This window comes from Actinosynnema pretiosum, assembly GCF_002354875.1.
Taxonomy (GTDB): domain Bacteria; phylum Actinomycetota; class Actinomycetes; order Mycobacteriales; family Pseudonocardiaceae; genus Actinosynnema; species Actinosynnema auranticum.
In genome coordinates this window covers 4,034,402-4,047,362 of sequence record NZ_CP023445.1, presented here as the reverse complement: position 1 = coordinate 4,047,362, position 12,961 = coordinate 4,034,402, and the positions used below count along the sequence as shown (strand labels likewise).

General features: G+C 74.1%; 17 protein-coding genes. 12 read left to right on the top strand and 5 right to left on the bottom strand.

The features are described 5' to 3' along the window. The first annotated feature begins 32 nt into the window (after positions 1–32). From CNX65_RS35445 to CNX65_RS17315, 3 genes are all read left to right on the top strand, one after another. Positions 33–290, top strand: a complete 258-nt coding sequence (locus tag CNX65_RS35445) for a type II toxin-antitoxin system RelE family toxin (RefSeq protein ID WP_157767698.1) — start codon at positions 33–35, stop codon at positions 288–290. Positions 291–294: 4 nt separating this feature from the next. Then, positions 295–540, top strand: a complete 246-nt coding sequence (locus tag CNX65_RS35440; protein ID WP_157767697.1) for a hypothetical protein — start codon at positions 295–297, stop codon at positions 538–540. A gap of 66 nt (positions 541–606) precedes the next feature. Further along, a complete protein-coding gene (locus tag CNX65_RS17315) occupies positions 607–1,062 on the top strand; it encodes a PPOX class F420-dependent oxidoreductase (protein WP_096494346.1) in 456 nt (151 codons plus the stop codon). A gap of 60 nt (positions 1,063–1,122) precedes the next feature. Here the strand turns inward: CNX65_RS17315 and CNX65_RS17310 are convergent, their stop codons facing one another. The 3 genes from CNX65_RS17310 to CNX65_RS17300 all read right to left on the bottom strand — a co-directional run bounded on the left by CNX65_RS17310 (position 1,123) and on the right by CNX65_RS17300 (position 4,381). Then, the gene (locus tag CNX65_RS17310; RefSeq protein ID WP_157767696.1) at positions 1,123–1,782 is read right to left on the bottom strand and encodes a VOC family protein; all 660 of its coding nucleotides are present in this window, start codon (positions 1,780–1,782) and stop codon (positions 1,123–1,125) included. Positions 1,783–1,805: 23 nt separating this feature from the next. Next, positions 1,806–3,827: a putative bifunctional diguanylate cyclase/phosphodiesterase gene (locus CNX65_RS17305; RefSeq protein ID WP_096494342.1), complete on the bottom strand. Its 2,022-nt coding sequence runs from the start codon at positions 3,825–3,827 to the stop codon at positions 1,806–1,808. Positions 3,828–3,916: 89 nt separating this feature from the next. Beyond that, positions 3,917–4,381: a hypothetical protein gene (locus tag CNX65_RS17300; RefSeq protein WP_232519877.1), complete on the bottom strand. Its 465-nt coding sequence runs from the start codon at positions 4,379–4,381 to the stop codon at positions 3,917–3,919. Positions 4,382–4,448: 67 nt separating this feature from the next. On the opposite strand from CNX65_RS17300, the gene CNX65_RS17295 reads away from it, so the two are divergent. Beyond that, the gene (locus CNX65_RS17295) at positions 4,449–5,225 is read left to right on the top strand and encodes a glycerophosphodiester phosphodiesterase (RefSeq protein WP_096494340.1); all 777 of its coding nucleotides are present in this window, start codon (positions 4,449–4,451) and stop codon (positions 5,223–5,225) included. A gap of 64 nt (positions 5,226–5,289) precedes the next feature. Beyond that, a complete protein-coding gene (locus CNX65_RS17290; protein WP_096494338.1) occupies positions 5,290–6,699 on the top strand; it encodes an MFS transporter in 1,410 nt (469 codons plus the stop codon). Positions 6,700–6,711: 12 nt separating this feature from the next. On the opposite strand, the gene CNX65_RS37875 is transcribed toward CNX65_RS17290, so the two are convergent. Both CNX65_RS37875 and CNX65_RS17280 read right to left on the bottom strand, forming a co-directional pair. Continuing rightward, entirely contained in the window at positions 6,712–7,446 is a 735-nt protein-coding gene (locus CNX65_RS37875) for a hypothetical protein (RefSeq protein WP_096494336.1), read from the bottom strand. Further along, entirely contained in the window at positions 7,443–7,757 is a 315-nt protein-coding gene (locus CNX65_RS17280) for a PadR family transcriptional regulator (RefSeq protein WP_096497839.1), read from the bottom strand. The genes CNX65_RS37875 and CNX65_RS17280 overlap by 4 nt, the downstream gene beginning before the upstream one ends. 105 nt (positions 7,758–7,862) lie before the next feature. On the opposite strand from CNX65_RS17280, the gene CNX65_RS17275 reads away from it, so the two are divergent. The 7 genes from CNX65_RS17275 to CNX65_RS17245 all read left to right on the top strand — a co-directional run bounded on the left by CNX65_RS17275 (position 7,863) and on the right by CNX65_RS17245 (position 12,911). Continuing rightward, a complete protein-coding gene (locus tag CNX65_RS17275; protein ID WP_015802194.1) occupies positions 7,863–8,582 on the top strand; it encodes a thymidine kinase in 720 nt (239 codons plus the stop codon). Positions 8,583–8,653: 71 nt separating this feature from the next. After that, positions 8,654–9,232, top strand: a complete 579-nt coding sequence (locus tag CNX65_RS17270) for a helix-turn-helix domain-containing protein (RefSeq protein WP_096494334.1) — start codon at positions 8,654–8,656, stop codon at positions 9,230–9,232. A gap of 5 nt (positions 9,233–9,237) precedes the next feature. Continuing rightward, positions 9,238–9,912 carry a nucleoside/nucleotide kinase family protein gene (locus CNX65_RS17265; protein ID WP_198320494.1) on the top strand — a complete coding sequence of 225 codons (675 nt, stop codon included), beginning with the start codon at positions 9,238–9,240 and terminating at the stop codon, positions 9,910–9,912. 114 nt (positions 9,913–10,026) lie between these two features. Continuing rightward, on the top strand, positions 10,027–10,983 hold the full coding sequence (locus CNX65_RS17260) for a helix-turn-helix domain-containing protein (protein ID WP_096494332.1): 957 nt from the start codon (positions 10,027–10,029) through the stop codon (positions 10,981–10,983). Between the two features lie 173 nt (positions 10,984–11,156). After that, positions 11,157–11,384 (top strand): hypothetical protein, encoded by a 228-nt coding sequence (locus CNX65_RS17255; RefSeq protein ID WP_096494330.1) that lies wholly within the window; start codon positions 11,157–11,159, stop codon positions 11,382–11,384. A gap of 194 nt (positions 11,385–11,578) precedes the next feature. Beyond that, positions 11,579–12,103 (top strand): NUDIX domain-containing protein, encoded by a 525-nt coding sequence (locus CNX65_RS17250; RefSeq protein WP_096494328.1) that lies wholly within the window; start codon positions 11,579–11,581, stop codon positions 12,101–12,103. 487 nt (positions 12,104–12,590) lie between these two features. Further along, entirely contained in the window at positions 12,591–12,911 is a 321-nt protein-coding gene (locus tag CNX65_RS17245; RefSeq protein WP_096494326.1) for an RNA polymerase-binding protein RbpA, read from the top strand. Positions 12,912–12,961 lie beyond the last annotated feature (50 nt).

Here is a 12,961-nt window from a genome sequence, read left to right as displayed (position 1 = left end):
CCACGCGCACGACGCAAAAAGAGGGTGGGGTCATGACAGCGCGTTACAAAGTTGTGGTGTCCCCTGCAGCGCAGACGGGTCTCGACGCCCTTCCAGGCAGGGTCGCAGCAGCCGTCGTGAACTTTCTGCGCATCAACCTGCGGCAGAACCCGAGTCGTGAAGGTGTCGAGCTTCGCGGCAGTCCACTCAAGGGGTGCCTGCTGGCCCAGCGGGGGCAGTACCGAGTGATTTACAAGATCGACTCGCCGGGCGGTGTCGTTAACGTCCTGCAGATCCTCCCGCAGAGGTGAAGCGGTGATCGACACGACCACGACCGTCATCTCGTTGTTCATGCCGGTGCTGGCGATGTTCCTCCGTCTGCTGATGCGTTACCTCATCGAACGCACCCGGTGGCGCAGTTCGGAGCGTCTGGTCCAACATTGCGGCCCTGACGTACTGCTCCTTCTGCCGCATCTTGCCCGTGAACTGCGAAAGCATGAAATTTCAAGCACTGCCGGACCGCGTACCCGCACACGGTGGTGGCGACGCCTGGGGTTGTAGAACCCTTCACCATGCGGTGAGTCCAGCTACGGCGCGATGACCCGCGCGCCTGGTTAGGCTCGCCGCATGGTGAAGATCGCTACCGCCGACGCCGTCGACCGCGCCGCGCTCGTCGAGTTCCTGCGCCCCCGCCACCGCGCGGTGCTCATGACCTCCCGCGCCTCCGGCGGCACCCAGTCCTCCCCCGTCACCTGCGGGGTGGACGCGCGGGGCCGGATCGTGGTGTCGACCTACCCGGAGCGGGCGAAGGTGCGCAACATCCGGCGCGAGCCGCGGGTGAGCCTGTGCGTGCTCTCCGACGACTGGGACGGCCCCTACGTGCACGTGGACGGCGTCGCCGAGGTGCTGGACCTGCCCAAGGCCCTCGAACCGCTGGTGGAGTACTTCCGCTGCATCGCGGGCGAGCACTCGGACTGGGACGAGTACCGGGCGGCGATGCTCAAGCAGGGCAAGGTGCTGGTGCGGGTGGCGATCGACGGCTGGGGGCCGATCGCCACCGGTGGTTTCCCGCCTGGGCGGTAGCGCGCGGGTCAGGACGCGCGCGGGGCCGGGCCCGCGGAGGGGGCGCCCGGTCGGGGTGGGCTAGTCGGCGCGGTGGTGCTCGCCGCCCCACCCGGCCGGGGCCTCCAGGAGCGCGCAGATCCGCTCGTCCGGCCCGGCGATGGCCGCCACGTGCCCGGTGGGCACCCGGCGCGGCCCGGCGACGGTGCTCGCCCCGAGGCCGTTCGCGGTGGCGAGCGCGGCGGCCAGGTCGGGGACGGCGAAGTAGGTCAGCCACCCCGAGGGCAGCGCCTGGTCGGTGCGCAGCCTGCCGGTGACGGCCCTGGGCTGCGCGGTGGTGCTGTCGTAGAGGGTGAAGTCCTCGTCCGGGGTGCGGCTGGTCCAGCCCAGTTCGGCCGTCCAGTGCGCGTCGTCCCGCTCGGGGTTGACCAGCTCGACCCAGCAGGGCTCGCCCGGTCTGGGCGGTGGCGCCCAGGGCCCGTGCAGCGGGCGGCCCGTGTCGGTGTCGGTGTGCGCGTCGATCACGCGCGGCTGCTTGGCGGCGAAGGTGACGCGCCAGGTGGGGTCCTGCCCCGGCGTGATGCGGGTGGCCAGGCGGTCGCCCGCCCATCCGCTGTAGGCGTCTCCGGGTTCGGCGATGACGACCCAGCCGAACAGCTCGGCGTAGAAGTTCATCGCGGACTCGGGTCGGGACGCGCTCAGCTCAAGGCGGCGCAGCCCTCGTGTGGTGGGGGTGGGCATCGGCTTCCGATCGGATTCTTGATCTAGGAACGCCTATCTATCGCAGGGTTTCGCTCCGGGGACAATGCGCCGTCCGGTGCCTGCGGTTGGGCTGAAAGGACTTGCCCGAGCGGCACCGGGCCGCCCAGGTGGAAGCCCTGGCCGACGCGGACGCCGAGGCTGGTGAGGGTGCGGACCTGCTCGGGGCGCTCCACCCACTCGGCGACGGCCGACAGCCCGAGCCCCTGGGCGATGCGCATGATCCCGGACACCAGGACCGCGTCGGGGCCGCGCTCGTCGATGCCGCGCACGAACTCGCCATCGATCTTGATGCCGGTGATGGGCAGGTGCTTGAGGTGCACGAACGAGCCGAACCCGGAGCCGAAGTCGTCCAGCACGATCCGGCAGCCGTGGCCGCGCAGCTGGTGGGCGAGGGTGCGGGCGGCGTCCAGGTTCGTCACGGCGGCGGTCTCGGTGATCTCGATGCCGAGCCTGCCGGGGGCCACCCCCGCCCCGGCGAGCCGGTCGAGGACGAACCCGCCGAACTCCGGGTCCTCCAGGGTGCGGCCGGAGACGTTGACGTTGAACCGCAGCTCGGGGTCGGGGTGGCGCACCAGGGTGTCGATGGCGGTGGCCAGCACCCACCGGTCGATCTCGTGCACCAGGTTGGTGCGCTCGGCCTCGGGCAGGAAGTCCGCCGGGCCCAGGCGCGGCTCCTGCCCGTCCTCCAGGCGCAGCAGCAGCTCGTGCCCCAGCACCCGGCCGGTGGCCAGGCGCACCATCGGCATCGCGTGCAGCGCCAGTCCCCCGCCGTCCAGGGCGCCGCGCAGCCGGTCCAGCACGGACACGCGCTTGACGGTGTCGGCGTAGTGGCCCGGCTCGTACACGGTGACCCGGTTGCGGCCCGCCGCCTTGCTCGCGTACAGCGCCAGGTCGGCGTTGGCCAGCACCAGCTCCCACGTGTCGCCGCCCGTGCCGTACCCGGCCACGCCGGTGCTGATGGTGGTGCGGGTGGCCGGGGTGGCCAGCGGCAGGCGGGCGATGGTGTCGCGCAGGTGCTCGGCGACGCGGGCGGCGTCGGCGGGGCCGGTGTCGGGCAGCACCACCGCGAACTCGTCGCCGCCCAGCCGCCCGATCAGGTGCTCGGGCTCCAGCCGGGTGCGCAGCGCGGCGGCCAGCGCCCGCATGAGCCGGTCGCCCACGGCGTGCCCGCGCAGGTCGTTGACGTCCTTGAAGTTGTCCAGGTCCAGCAGCAGCAGCGACCCGGTGCCGCCGGTGGCCAGGCGGCGCTCCAGCTCGCGGGTGACCGCCCGCCGGTTCGCCAGGCCCGTGAGCGGGTCCTGCTCGGCCAGCGCGAGCAGCTCGTCGTGCACGCGCCGGGACTGGGTGATGTCGTGCGCGGTGCCCAGCACCCGCCGCGGGGTCCCGTCGGGGTCGGTGACGACCTCGCCGAAGCACTCGAACCAGCGCTCGGTGACGCCGTCGCCCAGCGTCATGCGGTGCGTGTAGGAGAACCCGGCCCCGGTGCGCAGCGCCTCGGTGAGGGTGGACTGGATGGTCGGCAGGTCGTCGGGGTGGACGTGCCCGGTGTAGGCGGCGTAGTCCAGGGCGGTCCCGGCCGGGTAGCCGAACATGCCCAGCAGGGTGTCGGACCACTCGACGCGGTCCTCGGCGATGTGCCACTCCCAGGTGCCCATGCGGCCCAGCACCTGGGCGCGGCGCAGCGCGTCGGCCTCGTGGGTGGCCTCCAGCTCCCGGTCGCGCCAGGCGGTGACGTCGGCGACCCGGTACAGCAGGTCGCCGTCGGAGGCGTCGAGCCGCTGGCAGGTCACCTCCAGCCACCGGTGGCCCTCACCCGCCGGGGTCAGCAGCGCCAGGCCGGGCCTGGGCCGGTCGGGGGCTCCGGGGAGCAGCGCCGACAGGGAGCGGCCGGGCAGGTGCTCGGGATCGATGCCGAGGATGCCTGCCAGCGCGGGGTTGGCCCACCTCAGGGTGGTGGCGGGGTCCGTCACGCCGTAGCCGATGTCGGTCCGCTGGAGCACCTCTCGGTGCCACGCGCCGCCCACGCGTCCTCCCGGTGTCGCTGCCGTGCTCGTGGCTCCTGGTGTCCACGCGCGCCTCGTGGGCGCGCGGGTGGGGTCCCAGCCAACACCACTCAGCGCAGCCGCTCCAGTCCCCGCGCGGTGTCGGCGAGTCCGGTGGCCAGTTCGCCCAGCTCGACCGGGTCCGCGCCCTCCGCGGCGGCGGAGGCGACGTCCTCGGCGGCGCAGCGCAGCTGGAACAGCCGGTCCTGCAGGTCGGCCAGCTCCGCGGCGGAGAGCACGACGGCGTCCTCGGGCAGGCCGCCGCGCTGCACGGCGGCCCTGCGCTCGTAGGCGCGCTGGCGGCACGGCTGGGCGCAGTAGCGGCGCGGTCTGCCCACCCGGCCCTGGTCGGGCAGGGGTCTGCCGCACCAGGCGCAGTGGCGGGCCTCCTCCCGGCGGGGCCTGCGGGACGCGGCCGGGTCCGCGGCTGCGGGGTCGGCTTCGGTGCCGGGCGCGCCGGAGGGGTCGACGGCGTCACCGGCGCGCGCCGCGTCCGGGGTCGCGCCGGGGTGGTGGGAGGGGCCTGCCAGCTCCATGGGCGGCGACGGTAGCCGGACACCGGCTGGTTGTTCCAGCGCCACGCCGCCGGTGCACACTCGGCGCGTGAAGCTGAGCCATCGGTACCTGTCCGGCCCGAACCCGCGCGCCTTCGCGCACCGGGGGTGGCACCTGGGCGAGCTGGAGGGCATGGAGAACTCGCTGTCGGCGATGCGGCGCGCCGTCGCGGAGGGGTTCTCCTACCTGGAGACCGACGTGCACACCACCTCGGACGGGGTGGTCGTGGTGCACCACGACTCCACGCTCGACCGCACCACCGACGGCACGGGCGTGGTCTCGCAGCTGCCGTGGGCGCGGGTGCGCGAGGCGCGCGTGGGCGGGCGGGAGCCGGTGGTGCGCCTGGAGGAGCTGATGGAGGAGCTGCCGGGGGCGTTCCTCAACATCGACGTCAAGTCCGACGCCGCCGTCGCCCCGGTGGTGGAGCTGCTGCGCCGCACCGGCGCGCTGGGCCGGGTGTGCCTGGCCTCGTTCTCCGACGCGCGCCTGGCCAGGCTGCGCAGGCTGCTCGGCCCGGAGCTGCTGACCTCCATGGGGCCGCGCTCGGTGGCGGCGCTGTGGGCGGGCTGCCGCCTGCCGGGGCTGGCGGCGGCGGCGCGCGGGGTGATCGCGCAGGTGCCGGTGAACCAGGGCAGGCTCACGGTGGTGGACGCGCGGTTCGTGCGGGCGGCGCACCGGCGCGGCGGCGAGGTGCACGTGTGGACCGTCGACGAGGCCGACGAGATGCGGCGGCTGCTGGACCTCGGGGTGGACGGGCTGGTCAGCGACCGGCCGGACGTGCTGCGGGAGGTGCTGCGCGAGCGCGGGGCGTGGACGGCCACCTGATGTTCACAACAGGTTGGCCGAGGAGGGTCTGCCGAGGGGCTCTGGACGGATACAGTCCGCCCCCATGAGCGTGGCCGACAGCAGTGCGCCCCCCGCCGATCGCCGTAGAGAGCAGCGGGCCTGGATCTGGTACGACTGGGCGAACTCGGTGTTCCCCACATCGGTGATCACGGTGTTCTTCTCGCTGTACCTGGGCTCGATCGCGCAGGTGGCGGCGGAGGGCGACGCCGCCCGCAACGGGGCGAGCCCGTGCCGGGACGGCGGCCAGGAGAACTCGCTGGTCGACTGCGACATCTCGCTGTTCGGGCTGGAGTTCCCGGCCGGGTCGCTGTGGGGCTACCTGCTGTCGGTGGCCACCGTCATCCAGGTGCTGGTGCTGCCGGTCATGGGCGCCATCGCCGACCGCACCCAGAACAAGCGGGCCATGATGGGCGCGCTGGCGTTCACCGGCTCGGCCGCGACCATGGCGCTGGCCACCGTGACCGGCACGAACTGGCAGCTGGGCGTGGGGCTCTTCATCGTCGCCAACATCTGCTACGGCGCCTCGGTGGTGGTGTACTACGCGTTCCTGCCGGAGATCGCCACCCCCGAGGAGCGGGACGCGGTGTCCTCGCGCGGCTGGGCGTTCGGCTACCTCGGCGGCGGCCTGGCGCTGGCGCTGCACCTGGCGCTGTACCTGGGCCACGACGCGATCGGGCTGACCCAGTCGGAGTCGGTGCGGCTGGCGTTCGTGCTCTCCGGCATCTGGTGGGCCGCGTTCACGCTGGTGCCGCTGCGGGGGCTGCGCGCCCACCAGGCGCCGCACGGCGGCGAGCGCGGGTTCGGCGTGGTGACGGCCGGGTTCAAGGAGCTGGGGCAGACGCTGAGGTTCGCCAAGGGCTTCCCGCTGACGCTGGCGTTCCTGGGCACGTACCTGATCTACACCGACGGCATCGCCACGGTGGCGAACGTGTCGGCCCAGTACGGCAGCGCCGAGCTGAAGCTGGAGCAGTCGGTGCTGATCACGACGATCCTGATCGTGCAGTTCGTGGCGTTCTTCGGCGGGCTGCTGCACGGGTGGGGCGCGAAGCGCTGGGGCACCAAGCGCACGATCATGATCAGCCTGGGCGTGTGGATCGTGGTGGTGGGCGCGGCGTACTTCGTGCAGGCCGGGCAGCAGGGGCAGTTCTTCGCGCTGGCGGCCGGGATCGGCATCGTGCTGGGCGGCACGAACGCGCTGTCGCGGTCGCTGTTCAGCCAGATGATCCCGCCGGGGCGGGAGGCGCAGTACTTCTCCCTGTACGAGGTGGGCGAGCGGTCGACCTCGTGGCTGGGGCCGCTGGTGTTCGCCGGGGTCGGGCAGGCCACCGGCTCGTTCCGGCTGGCGATCGTGTCGCTGGTGGTGTTCTTCGCCGTCGGGCTGGTGCTGATGGTGTTCGTGCCGGTGCGCCGGGCGATCAAGGAGTCGGGGAACCCGGTGCCGGAGACGGTCTGAGGTCCCTCAGCCTCAGGTGGTGGTGGCGGGGTCGGGGGTCTCCCCCGGCCCCGTTTTTGTCGTCCCCGCGACGGCGGCGAGCGCGGTGGTGGCGGCGGCGAGCAGCCACGGGTGGTGGTAGGCCAGGACGGGTGGGGCGAGCAGGCACCAGGCGGTCCACGCGGTGGTCGCGGTGGCGGCGGCCACGCTCCAGCGGGCGCCGGGGGCTTCGCGGCGGTGACCCGCCCACAGGGCGGCGGCGGTGGTCCAGGCGGCGGCCTGGGTGAGCAGCGCCCACGCCAGGGCCGGGCCCTCGGCGGCCAGCAGCGGCAGGCCGAGGGCGGCGGCGGCCGTGGCGGTGAGCGCGGCGGTGGTGGGGCGGCCGGTGAGCAGCGCGACCAGGGCGAGCGGGGCCAGCGCCAGCACCAGCAGGTCGGCGGCGGGGACCGGGACGTTCGCGCGCAGGGTGGTGGTGGCCTCCTGCACGGCCAGCAGGGTGTGCGCGAGCAGGCCGGTGAACGCGACCAGCCGCACCGCCGCGCCCGCCCGCGTGTCCCCCAGGCGCAGCCGCGCGGCCAGGGCGACCGTGGCGGCGGCCTCGGACCAGCCCGGCCAGCCGTGCTCCCGGTCCAGGTCGTCCTCGCGGCCTGCCAGGAACACCTCGGTCATCTCCTCGCCGCGCTCGGCGCGGTACCCGGCGGGCAGCAGTCGCAGCAGCGCCCGGTAGCGGCGCTCCAGGTTGCCGCCGTCGTCCGTCCCGGAGCTCATCCGGTCTCCCTGGCCCTGAGGGCGGCGCTCGCCGCGCGCACGGTGGCGTCCAGGCGGGCGACCTCGGCGGTCAGCGCGCGCACGCCCGGTTCGGTGATGCGGTAGTAGCGGCGCAGCCGGCCCTGGTGCACCTCGTCGCGGTCCGGTTCGGCCAGGCCCTCGGCGACCAGGCGGTCGAGCACCCCGTAGAGGGTGCCCACCCGCAGCCGGGTGCGCCCCTCGGACAGCGCGTCGACGCTCTGGACGATCGCGTAGCCGTGCCGGGGGCCCTCGGTGAGGGCGGTCAGGACGAGGAGCGCCTGCTCCGTCATGGACTTCACGAGACACGTTATATCGCGGGGCATGATATGAGGTCCAGTCCCGCTCGCCCACCTGAGTGACCGCGCCCGGTGCCGGGCGCATTAAGGTTGCGCGCCGTGGAACCCACCAACCCCGCACTCGACCCGACCGACGCCCTGGCGTCCGTGCCCGCCGCCGGGGCGCGGCGCGGGGTGAGGGCTGCGGGCAGCCTGCGGTTCTTCTTCGGCCCGATGGACTGCGGCAAGTCCACCCTGGCCCTGCAGATCGACCACAACCAGGCCCGCCAGGGCCGCTGCGGCCTGCTGCTGGTGCGCCACGACCGCTCCGGCACCCCCACCATCTCCAGCCGCATGGGCCTGGCCCGCCGGGCGCTGGAGGTCCACGACGAGATGGACCTGGGCGCGCTGGTGCGCGAGCACTGGGGGCGCGGGCAGCGGGTGGACTACCTGATCGTCGACGAGGCCCAGTTCCTCGACCCCGAGCAGGTCGACCAGCTCGCCGAGCTCGCCGACGACGCCCAGATCGACGTCTACTGCTTCGGCCTGGCCACCGACTTCCGCAGCACCATGTTCCCCGGCTCGCGCAGGCTGTTCGAGCTGGCCGACGAGCTCAACGCCATCCAGGTCGAGGTGCTGTGCTGGTGCGGCCTGCCCGGCCGGTTCAACGGGCGCGTGCACGACGACGTGCTGGTGCGCGACGGCAGCACGGTCCTGGTGGCCGACGTGGTGCAGGTCGCCGCGGACGACGTGCGCTACCAGGTGCTGTGCCGCAAGCACTACCGCACCGGCGACCTCGGCCCGTCCGCCGTGCGCGACGGGCAGCTCAGCCTGACCTGAGCACCCCTCACCCCGGCGCATAATGGCAACACGCGTTGCCGGACGCGGGACGGGCCGGAGGTGGGTGGGACGTGGACGAGGACGTGCTCGGGCAGGTCGGCGAGCGGCTGCGCGCGCTGCGCACCTCGCGCGGGGCCACGCTGGCCGACCTGGCCGAGGTCACCGGGATCTCCAAGAGCACCCTGTCGCGGCTGGAGTCCGGGCAGCGGCGGCCCAGCCTGGAGCTGCTGCTGCCGATCGCCCGCGCCCACCGGGTGCCCCTGGACGAGCTGGTCGGCGCGCCGCCCGTGGGCGACCCGAGGGTGCGGCTCGCGCCGGTGCGGCGCAACGGCATGACCGTGGTGCCGCTCACCCAGCAGCCCGGCGGCATCCAGGCGTACAAGATGCTCATCCCCTACCGGGGCGACGAGCCCGACCCGCGCACCCACGGCGGCTACGAGTGGCTGTACGTGCTCGCGGGCAGGCTGCGGCTGGTGCTCGGGCAGCACGACGTGGTCCTGGTCTCCGGCGAGGCCGCCGAGTTCGACACGCGCGTGCCGCACTGGTTCGGCGCCGCCGAACCGGACCGGCCGGTGGAGGTGCTGAGCCTGTTCGGCAAGCAGGGCGAGCAGATCCACATGCGCACCGGCTCCGCGCGCAAGGACGGCTGAGCGCGGTGGCCGTCCCGCCCGAGCGCGCGCGGCTGCTGGGGCGGCTGGCCGGGCACGTGGCGGCGCTGCGGCCCGGCGGGATCGCGCGGGTGGCCGTGGACGGGGTCGACGGGGCCGGGAAGACCACCTTCGCCGACCACCTCGCCGCCGCGCTCGCCCCGCTGGGACGGCCGGTGGTGCGGGCGGGCGTCGACGACTTCCACCACCCGCGCGCCCTCCGCCACCGGCGCGGCGGGCACGACCCCGAGGGGTTCTTCGCCGACTCCTACGACTACCCCGCGCTGCGCCGCGCCCTGCTCGACCCGCTCGCGCCCGGCGGCGACCGCCTGGTGCGCACCGCCGTCTTCGACCACACCGCCGACCGCCCCGTCGAGCGGGCCCCTCGGCTCGTCCCGGCGGACGCGGTGCTGCTGCTCGACGGGATCTTCCTGCACCGCGACGAGCTCGCCCCGCTCTGGGACTGCGGGATCTTCCTGCGCGCCTCCTTCGCGGTCACCGCGCCGCGGATGGCCGGGCGCGACGGCTCGCACCCCGATCCGGGGCACCCCTCGAACCGCCGGTACGTCGAGGGGCAGCGCCGGTACCTGTCCAGGTGCCATCCTGAGGGCCGCGCGTGCGCCGTCGTCGACCACGACGATCTGCGCGCCCCCGCCCTGCTCCGCCTGGGCCGGCACGGGTAGCCACCCCCGTGCGGGAGGCGATTGGTCCGACCGGGGCAGGGACTGGGAGAGTAGGCGGCGCAGCCGATCGCGAGGGGGGAGACCGTGCGGAGCCTTGCGGAACCACCCGCATCGATGGAACCCGGACCCGGCGGGGCGGAGCGGGTCGCGGCCCGCTTCGACGACCTGCTGCGCAGGCGCGCCGACCTGGAGGCGGTGGCGCGCGCCGCCGCCGAGCTGACCGGCCTGCCCGCGCGCCTGGTCGACCGCACCCGCCGCGTGGTCATCCGGGTCGAGCCCGACGGCGAGCGCCGCGACAGCCCCGCCCGCCCCGAACCGGACTGGCTGGCGGTGCGCGTGCTCGACGGCGCGGCCACCCTGTGGCTGGAGAGCCCGGCGCGCGGACGCGACCTGGACACCCTGGTCCTGGAGCGCGCGGGCGCGGCGGCTGCCCTGCTGATCCGGCACCGCCCCGTCACCACCCCCGCGCACACCCCGGCCGCGCCGCTGCTGGAGACCGCGATCGCCGCGGGCACCCCCCTGGAGGCCCGGCTCGCCGCGCTGCGCGCGCTGGGCCTCAACCCGGAGGGCAGGCTGCGCGTGCTGGCCCAGCCGCACGGCAAGGTCCTGGTGCAGCCCGAGGGCGACCCGGTGCCGGTGCGCGGCCGGGCGGGCGTGGGACCGGCGGTGCCCGCGCACCGGCTGCCCGAGTCGGCGGCGCGCGCGCTGACGGCGCTGCGGCTGACCGCCGAGGGCACCACCGCCGACCCCGGCCCGCGCGTGGTGCGCGCCGAGGACCTGGGCGGGTTGGAGATGCTGGCGGCGGCGGTCGCGCCGGGCACCACGACGCCGGACGCGGCGGTGCTCACGGCGGCGGCCGAGGAGGCGCCGTGGCTGCTGCCGACGCTGGTGGCGGTGGCGCGCGCCCCGAACCAGCGGGCCGCCGCGCAGGAGCTGTTCGTGCACCACTCGACGTTGCGGGTGCGGCTGCAGCGGGCCGAGGTGCTGCTGGGGTGGAGCCTGCGCGACGCGGCGGGGATGCTGCGGCTGCGCCTGGCGCTGGCGGTGCGCCTGCTGGGTCGCCCGGTCTGAGCCCCGCCCGCGGTGGGCGGCTCTCGCAGCGTCACGAGGGAACCTCCTCCCGTTTCCCCCGTTCGTGGTTGGTCGTCCCTCTGGCGGGTATTGCCACCCCTGACCCCGCACGGGGGCGCCGGGTGCTCGACCCGCCCGGCTCGGCACGCGGAACGCAGGGAGGCGCAGGAGCAGTGGCGGACCAGGACAACCCCGGCCAGTTCGGCAACCGCGAGGACACCGAGGAGCAGGCGCGCAAGGGCGGCCAGGTCAGGCAGGACGGCACGAGCAGCGGGGTCACCAGCGGCGCCTTCGGCGAGCCCGAGTCCGCGGACCCCTCGCTGGCCGGTCGCGCGGGCGCGCACGCCCAGCCCACCGAGGCCAAGGCCGCGGGCGGCGAGCACAGCCACGACAACGGCTGAGCCGCCCCGAGCGCGGCGCCGAAGGCCCCCGTCCGCCCCTCCGGACGGGGGCCTTCGCGTGCGCCCCGCTCCGCCGACCCGACCACACGGACGGGTGGTGACTGCGGCACGCCGCAGCCGTGCTCACCCGAATTCCTCGCGACTTGGCAACATTCGGTGCGCGGCGGGCCCCGAGTGCGGCACACTGTCGGGCCGTGACCACGACGGCGCGGCTCAGCGCGGGCATCCTGCTGCACCGGACCGGTGCGGACGGGCGGACCGAGGTGCTGCTCGGGCACATGGGCGGCCCGTTCTGGGCGCGCAAGGACGCGGGGGCCTGGTCGATCCCCAAGGGCGAGGTGGAGGACGGCGAGGAGCCGCGGGACGCCGCGCGCAGGGAGTTCGCCGAGGAGCTGGGGGTGCCCGTGCCGGACGGGCCGCTGGAGCCGCTCGGGACGGTGCGCCAGTCGGGCGGGAAGACCGTCGTGGCGTGGGCCCTTCGTGGGGATCTGGACCCCGACACGGTGACTCCGGGAACCTTCGAGCTGGAGTGGCCCAGGGGTTCCGGGCAGCTCAGGGCGTTCCCGGAAGTCGACCGGGTCGGCTGGTTTGACCTGGCCGAGGCCGCTCGACTGGTGGTGACCGCGCAGCGCGGCCTCCTGGCCCGCCTGCCCGGCGCCCAGCCGCCCGACGAGCCCGATCCGGGTGGTGTCGCCGCTGGTGAGGGGGACGGCGGGTGAGCACGGGGGTCTCAATCGGCACTGAGGACTTCGTGTCGATCATGTGACTAGGACTACGTTTAGTGGCCGTCCGAACGGGTGAGCCCAACACGGGCGAGCTACCCCGCAGTAACCGTCCACTCGCGACGGGCGACGTCGCCTCCGGGCGACAAGCAGATAACCATCTGTAATCAACTTGCTGTCGGAGTTGGCTACTGGTGGGTTAAATCCGGTGTAATGTCGCACAACGTGGTCGTAACACGGTGACCGGAGCACGATCAGACGCTACGGCTACTCCGTCAGTGTGACGCTGTAGCCCAAGAGCCTGATGGCGCGTCACGATCCCGTCGCGCGGACCTCCCCTAGGTGGGAGCCTTCGTTGACTGGTGAAAGACGTCACTGTGGGCGACCAGAAATCCATACCGGGAACGAACGGAGCAGTCCGGTCGTTGCACTCGGTGAGCACCAGCCTGGGCCCCGGCCCTGAGCCGAGCGAAAGGACACCGCAATGGCCGACCGCGTTCTACGGGGTAGCCGGCTCGGAGCAGTCAGCTACGAGACCGACCGCAATCACGACCTCGCCCCCCGCCGGTCGGTGCGGTACGCCTGCCCCAAGGATCACGACTTCGAGGTCCCCTTCTCCGACGACGCCGAGATCCCCCACACCTGGGAGTGCCGCCTGCACGGCCAGGAGTCCAAGATCATCGACGGGAACGAGCCCGAGGCCAAGAAGGTCAAGCCCCCGCGCACCCACTGGGACATGCTGCTGGAGCGCCGCTCGATCCCCGAGCTGGAGGAGCTGAAGGGCCGGCGCACCCGCACCGCATAACTCCTGGAAGCGGACGCCTGGGCGCCCAGGAGGGAAAGCGCCTCCCGCGC

Coding starts and splice junctions, on each gene's coding strand:
- CNX65_RS17245 (WP_096494326.1), top strand. CDS start 12,591: ATGGCCGACCGCGTTCTACGGGGTAGCCGGCTCGGAGCAGTCAGCTAC.
- CNX65_RS17280 (WP_096497839.1), bottom strand. CDS start 7,757: ATGACGGAGCAGGCGCTCCTCGTCCTGACCGCCCTCACCGAGGGCCCC.
- CNX65_RS37875 (WP_096494336.1), bottom strand. CDS start 7,446: ATGAGCTCCGGGACGGACGACGGCGGCAACCTGGAGCGCCGCTACCGG.
- CNX65_RS17300 (WP_232519877.1), bottom strand. CDS start 4,381: ATGGAGCTGGCAGGCCCCTCCCACCACCCCGGCGCGACCCCGGACGCG.
- CNX65_RS17315 (WP_096494346.1), top strand. CDS start 607: ATGGTGAAGATCGCTACCGCCGACGCCGTCGACCGCGCCGCGCTCGTC.
- CNX65_RS17260 (WP_096494332.1), top strand. CDS start 10,027: ATGGAACCCGGACCCGGCGGGGCGGAGCGGGTCGCGGCCCGCTTCGAC.
- CNX65_RS17290 (WP_096494338.1), top strand. CDS start 5,290: ATGAGCGTGGCCGACAGCAGTGCGCCCCCCGCCGATCGCCGTAGAGAG.
- CNX65_RS35445 (WP_157767698.1), top strand. CDS start 33: ATGACAGCGCGTTACAAAGTTGTGGTGTCCCCTGCAGCGCAGACGGGT.
- CNX65_RS17310 (WP_157767696.1), bottom strand. CDS start 1,782: ATGCCCACCCCCACCACACGAGGGCTGCGCCGCCTTGAGCTGAGCGCG.